Origin of the sequence: Tautonia rosea (assembly GCF_012958305.1) — a bacterium.
Taxonomy (GTDB): Bacteria; Planctomycetota; Planctomycetia; order Isosphaerales; family Isosphaeraceae; genus Tautonia; species Tautonia rosea.
In genome coordinates, this window is sequence record NZ_JABBYO010000002.1 from 121,332 (window position 1) to 141,380 (window position 20,049).

Below are 20,049 nucleotides of genomic sequence, written 5' to 3' on the forward strand. Positions count from 1 at the left end.
ATGACCACCGCGACCCCATCGGAGCTGATGACGATCGAGGCGTTCCTGGCGCTGCCCGAGGATGGGATGCGGCGGGAACTGATCCGGGGGGAGCTGCGGGAGAAGGAGATGCCCCGTCGCAATCGATGGCATAGCAGTGTGGAGAGCCGGGTGGTCGCGGCACTTTCCGTCTGGCTCGACACGCAGCCGGAGCCGAGGGGTTTGATCGTCTCGGGGGAGGCGGGGTTCATCTTGCAGCGCGATCCGGATTCGGGGGTGGGGATCGACGTGGCGTATGTGTCGGCCGAGGTGACGGCGAGGGATCCGGAAGGGGCGTATTTTGAAGGGCCGCCGGTGCTGGCGGTGGAGATCCTGTCGCCGTCGGACACGCAGCAGGAGATTGATGAGAAGATCGTGCTGTATCTGGAGACGGGGGTTGCGCGGGTCTGGATCATCAACCCCCGGTTCAAGACGGTGACGGTTTACCGACCCGACGCTCCCCCAGAGCAGTTCAATGAGACGCACGAATTGACCGCCGAGCCCCTCCTGCCGCGATTCCAGGTGCCCGTGGCGAGTCTGTTCTGAACGGAACCGAGATTCCCGGGAGAGGCTCGGAGTGAATTCAGGTGTTTGGCCGCCTCTCTTGATCGGAAGTGGCCTGGTGAGCATGTCGGGATGAGGTGCATTGATCAATGGTTCTCCATGCCTCGTCGCGACCAGCAAGGTAGGGTGGGATGGCGGATCACTCGAAGATCGAATGGACGGATGCGACGTGGAACCCGGTGAGGGGGTGCACGAAGATCAGTCCGGGGTGCGCGCATTGCTATGCGGAGACGTTTGCGGAGCGGTTCCGGGGGGTGCGGGGGCATCCGTATGAGCAGGGGTTTGATCTGAAGCTGATTCCGGGGAAGTTGGTGGAGCCACTGAGGTGGTCGAAGCCGAAGATGGTGTTCGTGAACTCGATGAGCGACCTGTTTCACAAAGATGTGCCCGAGGAGTATGTGCGAGCGGTCGCGGAGGTGATGAGGCAGGCGAAGTGGCATACGTTTCAGGTGTTGACGAAACGATCGGAACGGTTGAGGGAAATGCTGCGGACGAGCTTGAGCGACCTCGCGGGCGCATCGCACATCTGGTGGGGGGTGAGTGTCGAGAACAGGAAGCACGGCTTGCCGAGGATTGAGCATTTGAGAGAGGCGCCGGGCGCGGTCAGGTTTCTCTCGGTGGAACCGTTGCTGGAAGACCTGGGCGAGTTGGATCTGTCGGGGATTGCGTGGGTGATCGTCGGCGGGGAGAGCGGGCATGGTGCTCGACCGATGCAGGCGGAGTGGGTGAGGAACGTTCGCGATCAGTGCGCAGCGGCGGGGGTGCCGTTCTTCTTCAAGCAGTGGGGCGGCGTGCGGAAGAAGGTGGCGGGGCGGGAACTCGATGGGCGGACCCACGATGATCGGCCTGAAGCAAGTCGGGTGGCGATGGCAACGACCGAGGAACGCCTCTCAATGATAAACGATTTTCAATACCATCTTGGTAGGAACTCGGGCTTACGGAGGGTGACCCCTTGATTTCGTCTTTGCAACAATTCGGCAACCAGAGCTGGACCCAGGACAAACTGGAACGTGTGCGGAAGTATCTGGTCGCCTACAGCAAAATCATGAATAATTTAAATTTTAATTATATGTATATAGATGGTTTTGCGGGTACCGGCTATCACGAGTTGAAGCAGGAAAAAGATGACGGAGGCGATCGCCTCTTTCCAGAGGCCGAGGAGCCCGAAGTCAAGAAGTTTCTCGACGGCTCGGCCCGCATTGCCCTTCAGGTGGAACCTCGATTTCAGAGATATGTGTTCATAGAAAAGAGTCGAAAAAAGGCCGCGGAACTTCACAAGTTGCGTGATGAGTTTCCTGATAAACGCGATGACATCGAAATCAAGCCGGTTGAGGCCAACGCTTGTCTTCAAGATATTTGCCGAATAACGCCATGGCGGACTGGTTCTCGGCAGCATCGAGCCGTGATGTTCATCGACCCGTTCGGGATGCAGCTTTCCTGGGAGACTCTGAAAGCCGTAGCGGTCACTGAGGCCATCGATACGTGGATCCTGTTCCCAGTTAGCGCTGTGAACCGTTTGCTTAAACGGGACGGTGAGATGCGTGACTCATGGCGTTACCGTCTTGACAGTATGTTTGGCGAACCCGACTGGTACGATGTGTTTTTCCCTAGGCCAAGGGCAACTCTTTTTGACAACATTGACTCGCGTCGGAAATTGGCCGACATGACACTAATCGGTAAGTATTTTAACGATCGCCTCAGTACGATTTTCGCCGACGTTGCGTCGAATCCGTACACGCTCAGGAACACGCGCGGAGTGCCACTATTCCTGCTTTGCTTTGCGGTGGCGAATCCCGACCCGAAGGCCTCGAGACTTGCAATCAAGATCGCGCAAGACATCCTGAAGCGAGAGTCCTCAACACCCAGGTTGTTGTTCCCCATGACGGATTGAATTCAGGCCCAGCAAGTCTGACTGATGACTACGAGGGGGCGATCTCCGGTGAGGGGGAGGTGGCGGAGCGGCTGAGGACCTCGGGGCACGCGAGGGCGATGGCCCAGAGGCCGAAGGTGGCGAGGATGGCGAGGTCGGCGAAGAGCAGGGGGGCGAAGATCGGGGCGCCGTAGACGAACGATTCCCAGAAGGTGGGCATCGGGCTGCGGAGGTTGGGGATCAGGTGGAAGAGGAAGCCGACGAGGCCGACGATCACCTGGGTGATCATGACGACGGCGGCGAATCGCCAGGTCAATCGGCTGGTGGGGAAGGTGGCGACGGCGAACAGGGCTCCCACGGCATAGGCGGCGGAGATGACGCCGATCCACTCGGAGGAGTAGAAGAAACCGTTCTGGGCGTGGTCGGCCAGGCAGAGGACGAAGTTGCCGAGGAAGCCCCCCATCGCCAGCAGGACGACCCATCGGGCCCATTCGAGGCTTGGGGCGTGCTCGGTCCGGTTGAGGATGACGAGCAGGCCGAGGCCGGCATAGGCCAGGGGGGCGGCAAACGGGGCGGTGTAGACGAGGTTGTGGATTGTCTGCGATTCGAAGAAGTGGCTTTGCAGGTGAAGGAGCATGCCGGCCACCCCGACGACGATGGCAAGGGCTCCGACAAGGTGGCCGAGCCATCGGGCGAGCCATCGACGCCAGCCGGGGGGGCCGTCAGCGATCGGGTCGGTCGAAAGGTACGGGCGGAGCCGTCCCTGGAGCAGCCAGCAGACGACCAGGACCGGAGGAGCCGCGAGGGAGAAAAGGAAGGGGATCCACTCGCTCGCCTCGGCGAAGCGGTTCATCGAGTGGGCCATGAAAATATCAAGCGCCAGGAAGGCAAAGTTTCCGGCGGCGAACAGTTCGAGCCAGGGCAAAGGGCGGGTCCACCAGGGGGCGGAGGAGTCGGCGTGGGTGACGATCTCACTCGGCGTCGGTGGCGGTGTCGGATGAGTCGGCATCCTCCTTGCCCTCCCCGCGCAACTCGGCGGCATGGTGCTTGATTTCGGCGAGCTTGGCGACGAGTTCGTAGAAGCCGTGCCACTGGACGAAGTCGGCTCCGCCCATGAAGGCGCCGTGTTTGGCCGTGCGGCCGTAGTAGTGCCAGAGGTCGAAGTAGAGGAACTCGATTGGCTCGTCGAAGGGGGCGGGGGTGAGGAGATTTTCCTCGTAAAGCCCTTCCATGACCTCTCGGGCCTGCTTGACGAGGGAGTTGGTGGACTTGAGGACGCTTTCGGCCTCTCGGTAGAAGGTGCTGATGTTATTGTTCGTGTGGCATTCGAGGCAGGACGCCTTCATCTCGATCTGCTTTTTGCGGAAGTCGTCGCGACGGTCGGAGACCTCGGCAAAGAGGAAGTAGGAGAGGCGTTCGCCGACGTCGTGGGTGGGGTCGAGGCGATCTCCGATGCCGCTCATGTGGCAGGTGGAGCAGGTGGGGACTGGCATGTCCTTCGAGGTGAGGGTCTTGGGATCAGCCCCGAGGTTCATGTCGTGGCGCTGGGCGTGGAAGAGGACGCCGTGCTTCGATTCGTTGTAGATTTCGAGCTGCGAATGATCGGGCCCCATGTGGCACTGGCCGCAGGTCTGGGGAGATCGGGCCAGCTCGACCGAGGCGACGTGGCGGGCGTGGCACGAGGTACACGAGCCGATCGAGCCGTCGGCGTTCGGCTTCCCAATGTCGTGGCACTTCTGGCAGCCCTTGGTGATCGAAGCGGGACCCTGGAGCATGGCCAGGGCGTTCGGCTCGCGATCGACCCAGCCGGGGTGGTACTGCTCGGCAAAGGCGATTTGCTCGGCGGTGAAATCCTCGGCGCCGGTGACGGCGGCCCAGGAGGGGGCGGCGTGCCGGCTGCGGAGGTACTGATCGTACTGGTCCTTGTGGCAGCCGGAGCAGTTCAGGGCGGTGACCTGCTTGACGATCTCGAAGCCCTGATGCGGCAGGACCTCCTGGCCTTCCTGGGGGGTGTGGCAATCCATGCAGTTGAGTCCGGCGGAAGCGTGGGCGCTCATCTCGAATTCATGGACGACCGCGCCGGTTTCGTGTTCGTGGCACTGAGCACAGCGGCCGGTGGCCTTGACCATCGCCGGGGTGGTTCGGGCGACCTCGACGGCCGGGCGGCGGCTGTTGACGACAAAGGCGGCCACGATCATGGCCGTGCCGAGAAAGACGGCAAGAAAGACACCGCGAAAGGACATGGCGACCTGCTGGACCTGGGACCGAGATGAGGGGTCGAGACGGGGGGCCGTTCCTCGAAGCGGCTCCCGCGACCGTTTTCACGGAACTCTGGGAGACAGGAACAGGGCGTCCGTCACCTGAGATGATCGTTGCGCACGACCTCGGAATCGCTGGGGACGAGGACGGCCCGAGGGAAACATGAAGGGGGGGCGAGTCCGGCCGCGTCCTCTGACTATAATCAGATCGTCCCGAACGTCGTTTCAGGATGACCTGGAAACCGGGACTTATCAAGGTGACTCTGTCACGAAGGCCCGCCAAGGAGGTTCGATCCGGTCTGATCGGCCGCGAGTGGTGGGGACTTTGGCTCTGACGACGAGGCGATTGCCATGACCCACGCTGCCGACCGACCCGCCAACCGCCTTGCCGGGGAGACGAGTCCGTACCTGCTTCAGCATCAGTATAACCCGGTGGACTGGTATCCTTGGGGCGAGGAAGCCTTTGCCAGGGCCAGGGCCGAGGACAAGCCGATCTTCCTGTCGGTCGGTTACTCGGCCTGCCACTGGTGCCACGTGATGGAGCGGGAGAGCTTCGAGAATGACGCGATCGCTCGGATCATGAACGAGCACTTCATTAACGTGAAGGTTGATCGGGAAGAACGGCCCGACGTGGATCAGATCTACATGGCGGCGATCCAGGCCCTGAGCGGTCATGGCGGCTGGCCGATGTCGGTTTTTCTCACACCCGAGGGAAAGCCCTTTTGGGGGGGGACCTATTTCCCTCCCCGAGACGCTCGGGGGATGCCGGGGTTTGCCCGCGTCTTGACCAGTATTCATGATGCCTGGACCGATCGCCGCGAGGCCCTGATGAACTCGGCCAGGGAATTGACCGACCACCTGGGAGCCGCAGGCCGGGTGCCGCCGTCGGAGGGGGAACTGGACTCGGGCTTGCTCGATCATGCGCTCAAGCAACTGGAGCGGGCGTTTGAGCCGAAGGACGGGGGGTTCGGATCGGCGCCCAAGTTTCCGCATCCGATGGATTTGCGTTTACTGTTGCGTTTGCATCGGTACAAAGGAGATGACCACTCGCTGTACATGGTTCGCCACACGCTTGGGAAGATGGCGAGAGGAGGAATCTACGACCACCTTGGCGGCGGCTTTGCGCGGTACTCGACCGACAACGAGTGGTTAGTGCCCCACTTCGAGAAGATGCTTTATGACAATGCGTTGCTGGCCTCGACCTACATCGAGGCGTATCAATTGACGAAGGATCCGGAGTTCGCCCGCGTGGCTCGGAAGATCTTCGACTACACCCTCGGGCGAATGACGGATCCTGAGGGGGGCTTCTACGCTACCGAGGACGCCGATAGCGAAGGCGAGGAAGGGAAATACTACGTCTGGACGCTCGATGAGATTCGAGAGGTGCTCGGGGCCGATCGGGCCGAGACGTTCGCGATGGTCTTTGACGTGACGGAGCAGGGGAACTGGGAGGGGCATACCATCTTGAACATGCCCAAACCGCTAGATCAGGCTGCGGCGGCAATTGGCCGAGACGTGGACGAACTCCGCTCCGAGCTGGATGAGGATCAGGCAATGCTCCTGGCCGTCCGGGAGCAACGGATCCCGCCGGGGAAGGATACGAAGGTACTTACGTCGTGGAACGGATTGATGATTGCCGCGATGGCCGACGGAGGTCATGCCTTGAGGGACGATCGCTACCTCGACGCTGCAGAGAAGGCGGCAGCCTTCTTGCTGGATCGGATGCGGGGCGACGACGGCCGATTGCTGCATAGCTTCAAGGATGGTCAGGCAAAGTTCAATGCGTATCTCGACGATTATGCGAACTTGATTGACGGTCTGACTCGGCTTTACGAGGCGACGGGGAAGGTGCGCTGGGTTGCATTGGCTCTGGATTTGACGGAGGTGATGATCGCTCAGTTCTTCGATGCGGAAGACGGCGGGTTCTTCTATACCGGCGTCGATCACGAGGCACTCATTACCCGGACGAAAGATGCATATGACAATGCAACCCCTTCGGGCAATGCGATGGCCGCGACGGCGCTTGCTCGGCTGGCCGCATTGACGGGTCGAGGTGATCTGGACGAACTTGCGCGTCGGACGATTCAATCCGTGCGCCTGGTCCTGGAGAAGGCCCCGACGGCGGCGGGGCAGAGCCTGATTGCGCTGGATTTCCTGCTCTCCCGATCGAAGGAGATTGCCGTCGTGGCGGGAGAGGATCGGGGTGAACTGGTTGAGGTCTTGCGGCGGATTCGAGGGCGCTTCCTCCCCCATGCGGTTGTCGCGCCGACGGCTCCGGATGAGGGCGAGCAGGCCGAAGCGGCGCAGATCGTGCCGTTGCTGGCGGATCGGCCAGTGAGGGAGGGGAAGACAACGATCTATGTTTGCGAGAACTTCACCTGCCAGGAGCCGGTCTTCCTGGATCGGCTCGAATCAGCCCTTGGGGACGAATGACGATCCTGGTGAACCCTGGAGCGCCTTTGCGAGTCCCTGAGAAGAGGGAGGGCCTTCCGCCATGTCGTCGCAAATGATCCGGGTGAGTCAATTCCTGAGCCTTGTTCTGCGACATCAGCCGGAGGCGATCGGCCTGACCCTCGACGAGGGGGGCTGGGCGTCGGTCGATGAGCTGATCTCTTGCGCCGCGAGAAATGGGACGAAGCTCGATCGGGATCTGATCGCCAAGGTTGTCGCGTCGAACGACAAGCAGCGATTCCGCATCAGCGACGACGGGCTGCGCATCCGGGCGAGCCAGGGTCACTCGATTGCAGTCGATCTGGGGCTGGAACCGGTTTCGCCCCCCGAAGTGCTCTACCATGGCACGGCGACGCGATTCCTTGACGCGATACTGCGAGAAGGGCTCCGGCCGTCGGGGAGGCAGCACGTCCATCTCTCGGGCGATGAGGGGACGGCCGTCACGGTCGGCCGACGGCATGGAGCACCGGTGATTCTGCGGGTGGCGGCCGGGAGGATGGTCGCCGATGGGTTTGTGTTCTTTCGATCGGACAACGGGGTCTGGCTGACGGATCGGGTCCCGGCCTCATATCTGGAAATGTCTGAAGGGGAGCGTTGACGATCTGCGCTGCGTCGGGCCGAGTGGTCAATCGACGGTGGGGAGGGTGAAGCAGAAGGCGCTTCCGGAGCCGTACGGGGAAGGTTCGACCCAGATGCGTCCGCCGTGAGCCTCGACCACGCGCTTGCAGAAGGCCAGGCCGATGCCGGTGCCGGAAATCCGGGTCGGCTGGTGGAGGCGGCAAAACATCTCGAAGACACGTTCGCGATCTTCGGGGTTGATGCCAAGCCCGTTGTCGATGACGCGGAAGCGGGTGAAGCTGCCCTCGGTAGGCTCGGCCTCGATGCGGATGGAGGGTGGGGCATCGCTGCGGTACTTGACGGCGTTGCCGATGAGGTTCTGCATCAGGTGGTCAAGCTGTGTGCGCTGGCCTCGGACGGCGGGTAAGGGACCGTTTGAGACGGACGCTCGACCTTCGCGGAGGGTTTCGCAAAGGACCTTCAAGGCGTCGGAGAGGACACGCTCCATGGGAACGATCTCGGTTCCCTGGCGTTCGTCGTTCTCGGCATCAGCGAAGCGAAGCAGTTCGGCGACGAGTTCGCTCAGGCTTCGGATCGATCCTTCGGCCTGGCCGAGGACGTCGGAAAGACGCTTCGGATCGTCGGCGGCGCGTCGGGCGAGCATGAGGTTCAGCGAGACGACATTCAGAGGGTTGCGGACCTCGTGAGCCATCAGGTGGGCGAAGCGTCGCAGCTCCTCGTTGCGGCGTTCGAGCTGGGCGGCATAGTCCTGAAGCTGGCGCTGGGCGGTCTTGCGTTCGATGGCGTAGCGGATTGATCGCAAGAGGATCGCGCCGGTGATCTCGGATTTCACGAGGAAGTCTTGCGCGCCGCGCTGGAGGGCATCGGCGGCGAAATCGAGATCATCGAGCGAGGTCAGGACGACGACCGGCAGCTCGGGTCGGGCTTCCAGGACAGCGGCAAGTGTGTGGGCGAGGCTGCTATCGGGCAAGACCAGGTCGAGAAGCAGCGCATGCAACTCGTCGGCCTGTGCCAGGCGTTGCCGGGCTCCGGCGAGGCAATCAACGTGTTCGAGGATGACGGGACGACCCTTGGGCCGCGATCGGACAAGATGCTGTCGGATCAAGTCGGCGTGGTCCGGGTCATCCTCGACGAGCAGCACGCGCAGGGGTTGCGAGGCCATGAGGGGTTTCACTCGTCGGTCCGGGGTGGGAGGACGTTCCAGACTCCCCAGTAAAGGCTGAGGTCATTGACCATCTGGCGGAATTTCTCGAAGTCGACGGGCTTGACCAGATAGCTGTTGACGTGGTGCTCGTAGGCCCGTTCGCGGTCGGCCTCGGCGTCGGAGGTGGTAAGGATGACGACGGGCAGGTCGCGCAGGTCGTCGTCGGCCCGAATGGCAGCGAGGACTTCAAGGCCGTCGAGCTTTGGCAGCTTCAGGTCGAGCAGGACGACGTCGGGCCGCTCGGCGTCGGGGTACTTTTCTTCGCGGCGGAGGAAGGCCAGGGCCTCGACCCCATCGGAGACGTGGGTCACGGAGTTGGCCACCCGGGCGCGTCGGAGGTTTCGTTTGACGAGTTCGGCGTGGTCCTCGTCGTCTTCCACGAGCAGGAATTTGACCATGCGGCTCATTGGTGAGGAGATCCTTTCCAGGAGAACACGATTGCTCGGCGAGGCGACGGCTTGAGGGGATTGGGGAGGAACACCGGGACAGGAGCAGGGTTCCGATCACGGCGATCCACATTCCGGGCCGTCGGGATCGGAGTGATCAGGCAAGGCGATCCAGAAGGTTGCTCCCTGGCCCGGTTCGGAATCGACCCAGGCGCGGCCGCGAAGCACCGAGGCAACCTTGGCCACCGAGGCCAGGCCGACACCAGTGCCAGGCTTGGCGGTATCGAGCCGCTGGAACAGACCAAAGATCTTCTGATGATATTCCGGGGCAATGCCCGGTCCGGTGTCGCGGACGAACATAAGGACCTGACCCTCCTCGTGACGACCGCCGAGCGTCACGAGCGTGCCGGGTTGATCGCAGGCGTATTTCAGGGCGTTTTCAAGGAGGTTTTCGAGGGCTCGGGAGAGGTCGCGATCGACGGCGAAGACCCCCTCGGGTAGCTCGGGATCGACCTCCAGCCGGGCCTCGCGTTCTTCGAATCGAGGGCGCAAGACTTCGGCGACCTCGTGGACGAGTCGGGGCAGGTCGAGCGATTTCGGCGGGGAGTCGGAGCGGCCGATTCGGCTCAGTTCCAGCAGGTCGTCGATGAGCTGGTTCATTCGAGTCACGGCGTTCCGGACCCGTCGGGCGGCGTCGAGGGCCGATTCGGTGTCGCCGGCTTCGAGGTCTTCTTCGAGGAGTCCGACGTAGCCGGTGCAGGTGACCAGGGGACTTTTCAGGTCGTGCGAGACGGTGTAGACGAACTGTTCCAGCTCGTCGCTCCGGCGACGAAGATCGCGGCCGATGGAGACCAGCCGACGTTCCATCGCTCGGCGGCTGGTCACGTCCTGGGCAATGATTGAAGCGCCGACGATTGCCGAGCGAGTATCTCGGATCGGTGCCATGCGAAGCGAGAGTTCGAGGCGGTCGCCGTTGTCTCGGCGATGTTCGACGACATGCCCCGAGATGGTTTCGCCGCGAAGGACTCGAGGGAGGAGATCGGGCAAGAGATCGAGCCGGATCCAGGGGGCGAGCGAGGCGGCCGACTGACCGAGCATGATGTCGGAAGGTTGGCCGAAGAGGCGTTCGGACCCGCCATCGCAGGCAATCACGACGCCGTCATGATCGAGGCCGAGGATGGCGTCGTCGTCCGCGTTGATGATCGCGGCGAGGTAGGCGTTGCGGTCGAGAGCGCGGCGCAGATCGTCCGTATCCTGGATGGAGCCGGCAAACGTGACGATGGGGCGATCCTCGGAAGGTGGAGCACCCCGGACGCGGAACCACTGGGCTCCGGATTCGGTCTGAAGGCGGAAGGTGACGTCCAGCTCGCCTCGGGTTGTCGCATGATCGAGTGCCGACTCAAAGGCGGCGGCATCGTCCGCGAGCATTCGACTCCGGACGGCATCCCAGGTGGGAGGCAAGGGGCTAGAGGAGGAACCTCCGAGCAACACCGAGGCCCGAGGGGAGAACCAGACCATCCCGGTCGGCACGTCCCACTCCCAGAGGCCTTCGGTCGAGCCGTGGATGGCTCGAAGCAACCGGGTCACGTCCGCCTCGGTCAGCGGGGGAAGGTCGGGAATGGTTCGCCTGGTTCGTTCCGTCATCCATCCAGGTCCTTTTCGCGAGCGCTTGCCCGTCCTGCCCTTTGAAGACTAGGATTATAACGTTCGACCGTCGAGAATCGCACCACCCTGAGGCGTGATCGGATGATCGGGGAGCGTCTCGACGACCGCAAAACGACCTGATCGGCCCCTCATTGAGGAGGATTCCGGCCCATGCCGCAACGCAACCTGCTGGCCATCGCGGCCGTCGGCCTTGCCTCGATCGCCTGCTGGCAGACGAGCCGGGGTGATTCGAAGGATTCGAAAGATGAGCTGATGGAGCTGTACGGCGTCTTCATTGATGCCGTTGAACAGGTCGAGTCGAATTACGTCCGGGACGTCTCGCGACGGGAGCTTCTGGAATCGGCCCTTCAAGGGATGCTCCAGAACCTCGACCCGCACTCGACCTATTACAGCGAGTCGGAGTGGAAGAAGTTTCAGCGCACGTTTGAAGGCAGCTTCAGCGGGATTGGCATTCAGGTTGAGGTGGACGCCAAGAGCAAGCGGTTGAAAGTGCTTGCGCCGCTCATCGGGACTCCTGCCTATCAGGCGGGAATTCTGGCTGGCGACCTGATTCTCGAGGTCGATGGCGAATCGACCGAAGGGATCACCCAGGACAAGGCCGTGGAGATGCTCCAGGGAAGGCCGGGGACCTCGGTGAAATTGACAGTCTTGCATCCGGGGAGCGAGAAGTCGGAAACCCTGGAAGTGACCCGCGAGGTGATTGCCTCGGAGAGTGTGCTGGGCGTGGACCGCCGGGCGGACGACTCCTGGGAATACTTCGTCGATCCCGAGGCGAAGATCGGCTACATCCGCGTGAGCAGCTTCTACCAGTCGACCGCGGCCGATATCCGCCGCGCCCTGGAACAGCTCAAGAGCGAAGGAATGGAAGCCTTGATTCTCGACCTGCGGACCAATCCCGGCGGCCTCCTCTCGGCGGCGGTGGAGGTGTCCGACCTGTTCGTTGACGGGGGCGTGATCGTCAGCACGAAGGGGAGGAATACGCGAGAGCGTCGTTTCATGGCCAACAGCAGCGGTACCTACGACGGCTTCGCGATGGTCATCCTTGTGAACAGCCACTCGGCCTCGGCCGCGGAAATCGTTTCGGCCTGCCTGCAAGACGCCGGCCGGGCGAAGGTGGTGGGGGAGCGATCGTTCGGTAAGGGGTCGGTGCAGAACATCATCCCACTCGAAGGCGGGGCCAGTTTCCTGAAGCTGACGGTCGAGAGCTACTTCCGCCCATCGGGAGGGAACATCCACAAGTTCCCGGACATGACCGACGAGGATGAGTGGGGTGTCTCTCCCAGCGAAGGGCTGGCCGTCGAATTGTCGCCCGAGGAATACGTTCGTTGGGAACTCTCCCGACGGCGCAAGGACGTCACCTCACGAATTGCGCGACGGGTGGCAGAAGAAGAACAGGACGAAGGTGAAGTAACGGCCGACCGTCAACTTGACAAGGCCCTGGAATTCCTCCGTGCTGAGCTGGGTGGGCCGGAATCGGACGATCAGGCCAAGGAGTCGGACGACTCGGTGACGGAGGAGGAGCCCGAACCGTCGACGCGTTGAGCGGAAGAACGCTCGGGGCCCGCGCCCCGAGCGATTCCTGGGGGGCCTCTCTGCCAGCGTTCCTGGACCGATCGGAGAGCAAGGCGACCCATGGATGAGGCTTTCGACATCTGGCGATTCCTGCAGGACCAGCTGGTGGTCGCTCGACGGTTCCAGGACCGCGTGGATCACGATCCGGAGTGGTCGGAAGCCCGACGAATCGTCCCTTCTGGAGCTTTCGCATTCCGTCGACTGGTCTCCCGCTCGATCATGCCCAGGCCCAGGCGATGACGGAGGGAGCCCTGCCGGTGATCCAGCAGCCGGATGGCTTGCAGGAGGTGGTGGATTAGGAGCTCCAGGCGGATTTTCTCGTGACAAGCTGGCGAGGCGAGGAAGCGGACCGCCAGCTTGACTCCCTTCGTCGAGGAGCCCGATTTCTGATCCGGAGTCCTGACGGGTTGTTGCTCGAGCCGGATGTTCAGTCGGGAATTGTGGATTGATGCCGTAACCTGCGAGCCGAATGCGACCGTGACCGATCCCCTCTTGCTCCTGGCGATTGAGACAACTTGTGATGAAACCGGTGCCGCCGTGCTCGAAGGCCCGAGGCCCCCGGGAGGCGGGGTGCCGCGAGTGCGGTCGAGCGTCGTGGCGTCTCAGGTGGAATTGCATGACCGCTTTGGCGGTGTGGTCCCCGAGATTGCCTCAAGAGAGCATGTGAGGCAGCTGTTGCCCATTGTGGACGAGGCGCTTCGGCAAGCGGGGGTTGGGCTTGATCAGATCGGCGCGGTGGCGGTAGCGACTCGTCCCGGTCTGGTCGGTTCGTTGGTGGTTGGCCTGACGGCGGCCAAAATGCTGGCGATGACGCTCGACGTCCCACTGGTGGCAGTTGATCATCTGGAAGCGCATTTGTATGCCTGTCAGTTGGCAGCGCCGGAGCGGGTGGTGTATCCGTGCGTCGGCCTGGTGGTGTCGGGGGGGCATACGAGCCTCTTTCGATGCGAAGGGCCGATTGAGGCGGAACTGCTCGGCGGCACGATCGACGACGCGGCGGGAGAGGCGTTTGATAAGGTCGCCAGTCTGCTGGGCCTCGGATATCCGGGGGGGCCCGGGGTCGAGCGAGCCGCGAAGGGCGGAAATCCGAAAGCCTATGCGTTTCCGAGGGCCTTTCTGCGTGAGGATCGGCTCGATTTCAGCTTCTCGGGCCTGAAAACGGCCGTGCTATATGCCCTTCGAGGGCAGGATTCGAGGGGGCGGACGGGGGCCGATCCGGGAACTCCCTCGCCGGAGGTCGTGGCCGATCTGGCGGCGAGTTTTCAGGAGGCTGTGGTGGAGGTCCTGGTGGCGAAGTGCCGCCAGGCCTTGCAGCAGACGGACCTGAGGAAGCTCGGGATCGGCGGTGGGGTCGCGGCAAATGGGAGGTTCCGTGATCAGGTAGCCGCAATGGCGAGCGATGAAGGAATTGAGCTGTTCATCCCGCCGATGGCGTTGTGCACCGACAACGCAGCGATGCTCGGCGTCGCGTTCCCAAAGCTCGCCGCAGGCCAGGGGGCCGAGCTTGACATCGACGTGACCGCCGGACTCGTGCGGCCGACCCGTCGCTGACTGACCCGGCCGGGAAGTGCGGAAGCGGGGAGTATTCCTCGATCCTGGGCTCGATGTCGGAGTCCCGGAACCCTTTTCGATTGGCTGAGAGGGTTCACAATAGGAAGTTGAGGCTGCGATTGCGGGCAATTGCAGCGACCCATTGACGCAGGGCGAGGGAGCAGCGATGGCCGATGACGGGAGGAGGTTCGACGGAATCGACGCGGTGGTGCTCGACGCGGTGGGCACCTTGATCGAGCCGAGCCCCTCGGTGGCGGAGGTCTATGCCGCGGCAGCTCATCGGCAGGGGATCGAGGCCGATCCCGACGTGGTGCGGGTGCGTTTCAAGGAGCATTTCCGGCGCGATGAGCTTGATGACCTGCGCGGTCCGATGGTCACGGATGAGGCGATCGAGTATCGCCGATGGCGGAGGATCGTCGGCGGGGTCTTGCCCGATTTGCCCGATCCGGACCGGGCCTTCCTGGAACTCTGGGAGCATTTCGGCCGCGCCGATGCCTGGCGATGTTTCGAGGACGTGGCCCCGGCACTGCGGTCCTTGCGAGCGGTCGGGCTGGCGATCCGGGTCGGCTCGAACTTCGACGGGCGGTTGCGAGGGGTGCTGCGAGGATTGCCCGAGGTGGCGGAGCTGGCCGAGGCGGTCTTGATCTCGTCGGAGGTCGGCTATCGGAAGCCGCACCCGTCGTTCTATCGGACCGCGTGCGACCATCTGGCCATGCCTCCGCACCGGGTGCTGTCGGTGGGCGACGACCCCGAGAATGACGTTGCCGGAGCCGGGAGGGCAGGCCTTCAGGCGGCGCTCGTGGATCGGTCGGGAAGGCAAGGGGATCGGCCGGGGGTGTTTCCTGATCTTGTGACGCTGGCCGAGACCTTCGGGGGCTGCCGCTGAGAGCTGTGTCGTCCTCTCACCACGCCATCAAGCTGAGTGGCTGCCAGCAGTCTCGGCGGTGCTGTTTACGCGGGCGATGGCGATTCGTGGTAGGATGTATGTCCTGGTCCCTCGATCTCTCGCGACGGAAGCCCTTTTGATGAGCCGATCGCCCCAGCCCTTCACCGTCGGTCTTGTGCAGATGCGTTGTTCGACCGACCCGGACGAGAATCTCCAGCGTGCTTGCGATTTCCTTCGAGAGGCCGCGAGCAAGGGGGCGCAGGTGACGTGCCTGCCCGAACTGTTCCGATCGCAGTATTTCTGCCAGACCGAGGATCACGCCAATTTCGACCTGGCCGAGCCGATTCCCGGCCCCTCGACCGAGGCGATCGGCGCGGTGGCGAAGGAGACGGGCATGGTGATCGTCGCTTCGCTCTTTGAGTGGAGGGCGGCGGGACTCTATCATAATACGGCGGTGGTGATTGATGCCGATGGGTCGATCCGAGGGAGGTATCGAAAGATGCACATTCCCGACGATCCGCTCTACTATGAGAAGTTTTATTTCACGCCCGGCGACCTCGGGTTCCAGTCGTTCCGGACGAGCCGGGCGAACGTCGGGACCTTGGTGTGCTGGGACCAGTGGTATCCCGAGGCGGCCCGCCTGACGGCGCTGAGGGGTGCGGATATTTTGTTCTATCCGACGGCCATCGGCTGGCATCCGAGCGAGAAGGACGAGTACGGCGAGGCCCAGGCCGACGCCTGGATGACCATGCAACGTGCCCACGCAATCGCCAACGGCGTGTTCGTCGCCGGCGTGAACCGGATCGGCCACGAGGGGGACCCGGCCGGCGGGATCGAGTTCTGGGGCGGCTCGTTCCTGGCCGATCCGTTCGGCCGTATTCTGGCGAAGGCGGGGCACGACACGGAGGAGGTCCTGGTCGTGGAGTGCGACCCGAAGCTCATGGAGACGACACGGCGGCACTGGCCGTTCTTGAGGGATCGGAGGATCGACGCGTATGCGCCGATCGTGGAGCGATTCTTGTCGTGAGATCGAGAGAGGCCAGGGGATCGATTCGCTGGCCTCTGGTTGAGGGAAAATCGATCAGGTCGACTCGGCTGGGTGGAAAATCACATGATCAGATTTTCATTCGGGCGGCGATGATGTTCCGTTGGATGTCGTTGGTGCCTGAGAAAATGACGCCGCCGACGCTGTCGCGGAGGTCGCGTTCGATGCCGTTCTCGGTGACATAGCCCTGGGCACCGAAGTGGCGGACGGCGTCGAGGGAGTTGGCGACGAAGCACTCGGAGACGTGGAGCTTGGCCATGGCGGCTTCGAGTGTGGCGTCCTCGCCTCGGGCTTTCTTGCGGGCGAAACCGTAGACGAGGGGGCGAGAGGTTTCGTAGCGGAGTTTCATGTCGACGAGTCGATGGGAAACGGCCTGGAACTTGCCGATCGACTGGCCGAACTGCTTGCGCTTGCGGGCGTGATCGACGCAGCGTTCGAGTTGTCGTCGCATGGTGCCGAGCGTGCCGGCGAGAATCGCGCCGCGTTCCCATTCGAGCGCGGCGTTGAAGACGCGGGCGCCTCGGCCTTCGCGTTCGAGGATGGCGTCGAGCGGTAGCTCGCAGTCTTCGAAGGCAAGTTCGGCCATGGGGGCGGTGCGCATGCCGAGCTTCGGGATCTCGCGGACGACGCGGAGGCCGGGGGTGTCCTTCGGGACGATGAAGGAGGTGAGGCCAAGTGCTCCCTTGCCGGGATCGACCGTGGCGAAGACGACGAGGACGTCGGCGATCGCGCCGCCGGTGATCCAGACCTTGCGACCGTTGAGGACCCAGCGGTCGCCGCGGCGATCGGCCTTCGTGCTCATGCTGAAGATGTCGGAGCCGGCCTCGGGCTCGCTGGCGGCGTTGGCGCCGAAGAGGGAGCCGTCGCAGAGGCCGGGGAGCCACCGGCGTTTCTGCTCCTCGGTGCCGAAGGCGAGGATCGGCATCGTCACCGTCCAGAGCGAGGCGCCGAGGGCGAAGACGAGGCCAGTGTCGTGGCAGCCGTAGCCGAGTCCCTCGACGGCGGCGACGGCGGAGACGAGGTCATCCGCACCACCTCCATATTCCTTGGGCACGGGAAGGCCGAGCAGGCCGAGCGATCCGCACTTGCGGTAGCCCTCGCGATGGAAGGTGCCGAGGCGGTCGCGACCGGCGACGTCGTCGCAAAGTTCGGAGCGGGCGAAGGTGACGGCAGCGTCGAACCAGGAGCGCTGGGCAGGGGTGAGCAGGTCGTCCATCGGGAAGCCTCCGTGCTCCTCGGCCAGAAAAAAAGGCACGCGATTTGATTCTCGATGACGCCAGTCTAGTCTGATGGCGATTCGTGGCAAGGGGAACTCTGAGATGATTGGGAGTCGAAGGCAGCGACTCGATTGCCCGGGAAGCCAACGATGATCGACCATCAGCGCGAGGAACCCAGAGGGAAGAGACGCACCAATGACCGAAGACGGATGATCGGTTAGGATGATCCGATCGCGGAGGCTGGGCAGACGGGACCCTCGCGCGACCTTGTCTCGAACGGGCCGAATCATGTCAATGAGCAACGAATCGTTGAGTGACGAACCGACCACCACCGAGACCCCGGCTGCGCTCGGCTATCGCTTGCCCGCGGAGTGGGAACCTCACGAGGCGACCTGGATTGCGTGGCCGCAGAATCGGGAGGATTGGCCGGGAAAATTCGAGCCGATTCGGTGGGTTTATGCGGAGATTGTGCGACATCTCAGCCGATCGGAGCTGGTCCGAATTTTTGTCGGCTCGAAGAAGGTCGAGCGGAAGGCGAATGAGGCCCTGACAAAGTCGGGGGTCGATCTGAGCCGGGTCGAGTGGGTGAGGAAAAAGACCGATCGAGGTTGGCTGCGCGACTCGGGGCCGATGTTCGTGGTGCGGGACCGCTCGCACGGCGAGAACGGGGAATTGCCTCCTGTCTCGCTGATCGACTGGAAGTTCAACGCCTGGTCCAAGTACCACCAATTCAAGCGGGACAACCGCGTCCCTCGGGTCGTAGCCGAGACACTTGCCTTGACCCGATGGGAGCCACGGACTCCGATCGACGGGACGCCCAAGCGAATCGTTCTGGAAGGCGGGGCGATTGATGTCAACGGTCGAGGAACCTTGATCACGACCGAAGAATGCTTGCTCTCGAAGCAACAGGAACGCAACCCCGGGCTTGACCGAGCGGATTACGAGCGGTTGCTGGGGCAGTACCTCGGCGTGACGAAGGTGATCTGGCTGGGGCAGGGGATCGAGGGAGACGATACACACGGGCATGTCGACGACATCACGCGATTTGTAGATCCGACGACGGTGGTGACGTGTGTTGAGGAGAACCCGAACGATCCGAACCACGCGAGGCTTCAGGAGAATCTGGAACGGCTCAGAGACGCCACCGATCAGGACAACCGGCCGTTACGCATTGTTGAGCTACCGATGCCCGAGCCGGTCGTGTTCGACGGGCAGCAGGTTCCGGCAAGTTATGCAAATTTTTACGTCGGAAATTCCGTAGTGCTGGTCCCGACGTTCAATGACCCGAAGGACCGCGTTGCACTGGGGATTCTCGCGGAGGTGTTTCCCGATCGGACAGTGGTGGGGATTCATGCCGTCGATTTGGTCTGGGGTCTGGGGACGTTGCACTGCTTGACGAGGGATCAGCCTCGCGGATCCCTGGACGGTTGAGTTCAAATCACACTGTCGCGCAGTGGACTTTGGTTTGAGTGGGTCCGGTTGCCGAGGGGCGTGGTCCATCGTTTGCAAGAGTCAGGTTGATCATGACACAGCCAAGCGATTCGAGTTCACCGAAGTTTGTGGAACGACCGAGTCGATCACGCCAGATCGTCTCGCTTGTTATGCTGATTGGGGTGAGCTTGACTGTCGCGGTTCTGTTCTATCAGGTGATCCGGCCGCTGTTTCTGCCGTTGTTTCTGGGGGCGGTCTTCGCTCTGCTGGCGATGCCGCTTCAGCGCGATCTGATCCGACGGGGGCGAATGCCCGCCTGGCTGGCCTCACTCATCATCACGGTGGTGGTGGTTCTGGTGGTGGTGATTCCGACAACGGCCGGGTTCTTTTTGATCAAGGACCAGGCGCAACGAGCCATCGATCAGGTTGAGCAGGCAGCACTCGATCCGGTTGCTCGTGAGCGACTGCTGGAATTGGTCGGGAATCGGTTGCCGATCGACGCCGAGACCCTGGAGGAGCAGGTAGTGCGGCTCTTGCGTGATGGCGAGGCGCTGCTGTTCCAGCGGGCCATGAAAGCGCTCGGCAGCGCAACGGCGTTTGTCATCGGGTCGCTGCTGTTCTTGATCTCGGGCTTTTTCTTCCTGAAGGATGGTGAAGCGCTCTTGAAGGCCTGGGAGGAACTGACGCCGCTTGATCCGGAGCAAGACCGTCAGATTCGCTGGCGATTTGCCGAGGTCTGCCGGGGGGTGGTGCTGGCGATCTTGCTGGCGGCGATGGTGCAATCCATCGGTCTAGGCCTGATCATTGCGATCCTCGATCTGATCTTCGGGATCGGGATCGGACCCTGGATCTTTCTGCTGATGCTGCTGACGGCGATTGCGGCGATGATTCCCTTCGTTGGCCCCCCGGTGGTCTGGATTCCGCTGGCGGGTTATCTGCTGTACGAGGGAAAGTATGCTCCGGCGATTATCTTGAGCGTCCTGGGAGCGGTTGTGATCGGAAACCTGGATTATCTGGTGCGGATGATGGTGTTGAAGGGAACCACCCAAATGCACCCCTTGATGGGATTAATCTCGATTCTAGGTGGGGTGCAATTGCTGGGAGTGGTGGGGATTTTCGTCGGGCCGATCGTGGCGGCGGTGTTTGTGTCACTCCTGCGCATTCTGAGGCAACAGCTCGTCGCGTTCGAGCGGCCACCGAAGATGGTCGGCTGACCAAGGATCGATTGATCGGTCCTGAGGCCGAAACGGCGATCGCCCCGTCCCTACGCACGAAATCGGGGTCGGCCTTCACCCAAGAGAAGGACGACCCCGAGGAAGATCGGAACAAACTGTGAGGGGCTGAGGCCCGGC

The 20,049-nt window shown here is 62.6% G+C and carries 18 protein-coding genes; 12 read left to right on the forward strand and 6 right to left on the reverse strand.

The window, feature by feature from the left end:
• The 3 genes from HG800_RS03240 to tcmP all read left to right on the forward strand — a co-directional run bounded on the left by HG800_RS03240 (position 1) and on the right by tcmP (position 2,473).
• Complete coding sequence (locus HG800_RS03240; protein ID WP_169973730.1) at positions 1 to 564, forward strand: Uma2 family endonuclease; 564 nt, start codon at positions 1 to 3, stop codon at positions 562 to 564.
• A gap of 149 nt (positions 565 to 713) precedes the next feature.
• On the forward strand, positions 714 to 1,538 hold the full coding sequence (locus HG800_RS03245; protein ID WP_169973732.1) for a DUF5131 family protein: 825 nt from the start codon (positions 714 to 716) through the stop codon (positions 1,536 to 1,538).
• Positions 1,535 to 2,473 (forward strand): three-Cys-motif partner protein TcmP, encoded by a 939-nt coding sequence (gene tcmP / locus HG800_RS03250; RefSeq protein ID WP_206352116.1) that lies wholly within the window; start codon positions 1,535 to 1,537, stop codon positions 2,471 to 2,473. Before HG800_RS03245 ends, tcmP begins: the two co-directional genes overlap by 4 nt.
• A 28-nt stretch (positions 2,474 to 2,501) precedes the next feature.
• On the opposite strand, the gene HG800_RS03255 is transcribed toward tcmP, so the two are convergent.
• Both HG800_RS03255 and HG800_RS03260 read right to left on the reverse strand, forming a co-directional pair.
• Positions 2,502 to 3,461: a hypothetical protein gene (locus tag HG800_RS03255; protein ID WP_169973734.1), complete on the reverse strand. Its 960-nt coding sequence runs from the start codon at positions 3,459 to 3,461 to the stop codon at positions 2,502 to 2,504.
• The gene (locus HG800_RS03260; RefSeq protein WP_169973736.1) at positions 3,424 to 4,695 is read right to left on the reverse strand and encodes a multiheme c-type cytochrome; all 1,272 of its coding nucleotides are present in this window, start codon (positions 4,693 to 4,695) and stop codon (positions 3,424 to 3,426) included. The genes HG800_RS03255 and HG800_RS03260 overlap by 38 nt, the downstream gene beginning before the upstream one ends.
• Positions 4,696 to 5,061: 366 nt before the next feature.
• On the opposite strand from HG800_RS03260, the gene HG800_RS03265 reads away from it, so the two are divergent.
• Entirely contained in the window at positions 5,062 to 7,143 is a 2,082-nt protein-coding gene (locus HG800_RS03265) for a thioredoxin domain-containing protein (protein ID WP_169973738.1), read from the forward strand.
• Positions 7,144 to 7,204: 61 nt separating this feature from the next.
• A complete protein-coding gene (locus HG800_RS03270) occupies positions 7,205 to 7,759 on the forward strand; it encodes an RNA 2'-phosphotransferase (protein ID WP_169973740.1) in 555 nt (184 codons plus the stop codon).
• Between the two features lie 27 nt (positions 7,760 to 7,786).
• On the opposite strand, the gene HG800_RS03275 is transcribed toward HG800_RS03270, so the two are convergent.
• The 3 genes from HG800_RS03275 to HG800_RS03285 form a co-directional block, all read right to left on the reverse strand.
• Positions 7,787 to 8,902, reverse strand: coding sequence for a sensor histidine kinase (locus tag HG800_RS03275; RefSeq protein ID WP_169973742.1), 1,116 nt, complete (start codon positions 8,900 to 8,902; stop codon positions 7,787 to 7,789).
• 8 nt (positions 8,903 to 8,910) lie between these two features.
• Positions 8,911 to 9,351, reverse strand: coding sequence for a response regulator (locus HG800_RS03280; protein ID WP_169973744.1), 441 nt, complete (start codon positions 9,349 to 9,351; stop codon positions 8,911 to 8,913).
• Between the two features lie 96 nt (positions 9,352 to 9,447).
• Entirely contained in the window at positions 9,448 to 10,974 is a 1,527-nt protein-coding gene (locus tag HG800_RS03285; RefSeq protein ID WP_169973746.1) for a sensor histidine kinase, read from the reverse strand.
• A 171-nt stretch (positions 10,975 to 11,145) separates the two neighbouring features.
• On the opposite strand from HG800_RS03285, the gene HG800_RS03290 reads away from it, so the two are divergent.
• The 5 genes from HG800_RS03290 to HG800_RS03310 all read left to right on the forward strand — a co-directional run bounded on the left by HG800_RS03290 (position 11,146) and on the right by HG800_RS03310 (position 16,031).
• On the forward strand, positions 11,146 to 12,537 hold the full coding sequence (locus HG800_RS03290) for a S41 family peptidase (RefSeq protein WP_169973748.1): 1,392 nt from the start codon (positions 11,146 to 11,148) through the stop codon (positions 12,535 to 12,537).
• Between the two features lie 179 nt (positions 12,538 to 12,716).
• Complete coding sequence (locus HG800_RS03295) at positions 12,717 to 12,866, forward strand: hypothetical protein (RefSeq protein WP_169973750.1); 150 nt, start codon at positions 12,717 to 12,719, stop codon at positions 12,864 to 12,866.
• Positions 12,867 to 13,044: 178 nt separating this feature from the next.
• Positions 13,045 to 14,118, forward strand: a complete 1,074-nt coding sequence (tsaD, locus tag HG800_RS03300; protein ID WP_315851961.1) for a tRNA (adenosine(37)-N6)-threonylcarbamoyltransferase complex transferase subunit TsaD — start codon at positions 13,045 to 13,047, stop codon at positions 14,116 to 14,118.
• A gap of 166 nt (positions 14,119 to 14,284) precedes the next feature.
• Entirely contained in the window at positions 14,285 to 15,004 is a 720-nt protein-coding gene (locus HG800_RS03305) for an HAD family hydrolase (RefSeq protein ID WP_169973754.1), read from the forward strand.
• Positions 15,005 to 15,143: 139 nt separating this feature from the next.
• Entirely contained in the window at positions 15,144 to 16,031 is an 888-nt protein-coding gene (locus HG800_RS03310) for a carbon-nitrogen hydrolase (RefSeq protein WP_169973756.1), read from the forward strand.
• A gap of 88 nt (positions 16,032 to 16,119) precedes the next feature.
• Here HG800_RS03310 and HG800_RS03315 read toward each other — a convergent pair whose 3' ends face one another.
• Positions 16,120 to 17,265, reverse strand: coding sequence for an acyl-CoA dehydrogenase family protein (locus HG800_RS03315; RefSeq protein ID WP_169973758.1), 1,146 nt, complete (start codon positions 17,263 to 17,265; stop codon positions 16,120 to 16,122).
• Between the two features lie 310 nt (positions 17,266 to 17,575).
• Here HG800_RS03315 and HG800_RS03320 point away from each other — a divergent pair, with 310 nt between their 5' ends.
• Together HG800_RS03320 and HG800_RS03325 are read left to right on the forward strand one after the other, a co-directional pair.
• The gene (locus HG800_RS03320) at positions 17,576 to 18,697 is read left to right on the forward strand and encodes an agmatine deiminase family protein (RefSeq protein ID WP_235963228.1); all 1,122 of its coding nucleotides are present in this window, start codon (positions 17,576 to 17,578) and stop codon (positions 18,695 to 18,697) included.
• 170 nt (positions 18,698 to 18,867) lie between these two features.
• A complete protein-coding gene (locus HG800_RS03325; RefSeq protein ID WP_261345885.1) occupies positions 18,868 to 19,911 on the forward strand; it encodes an AI-2E family transporter in 1,044 nt (347 codons plus the stop codon).
• Positions 19,912 to 20,049: the final 138 nt, after the last annotated feature.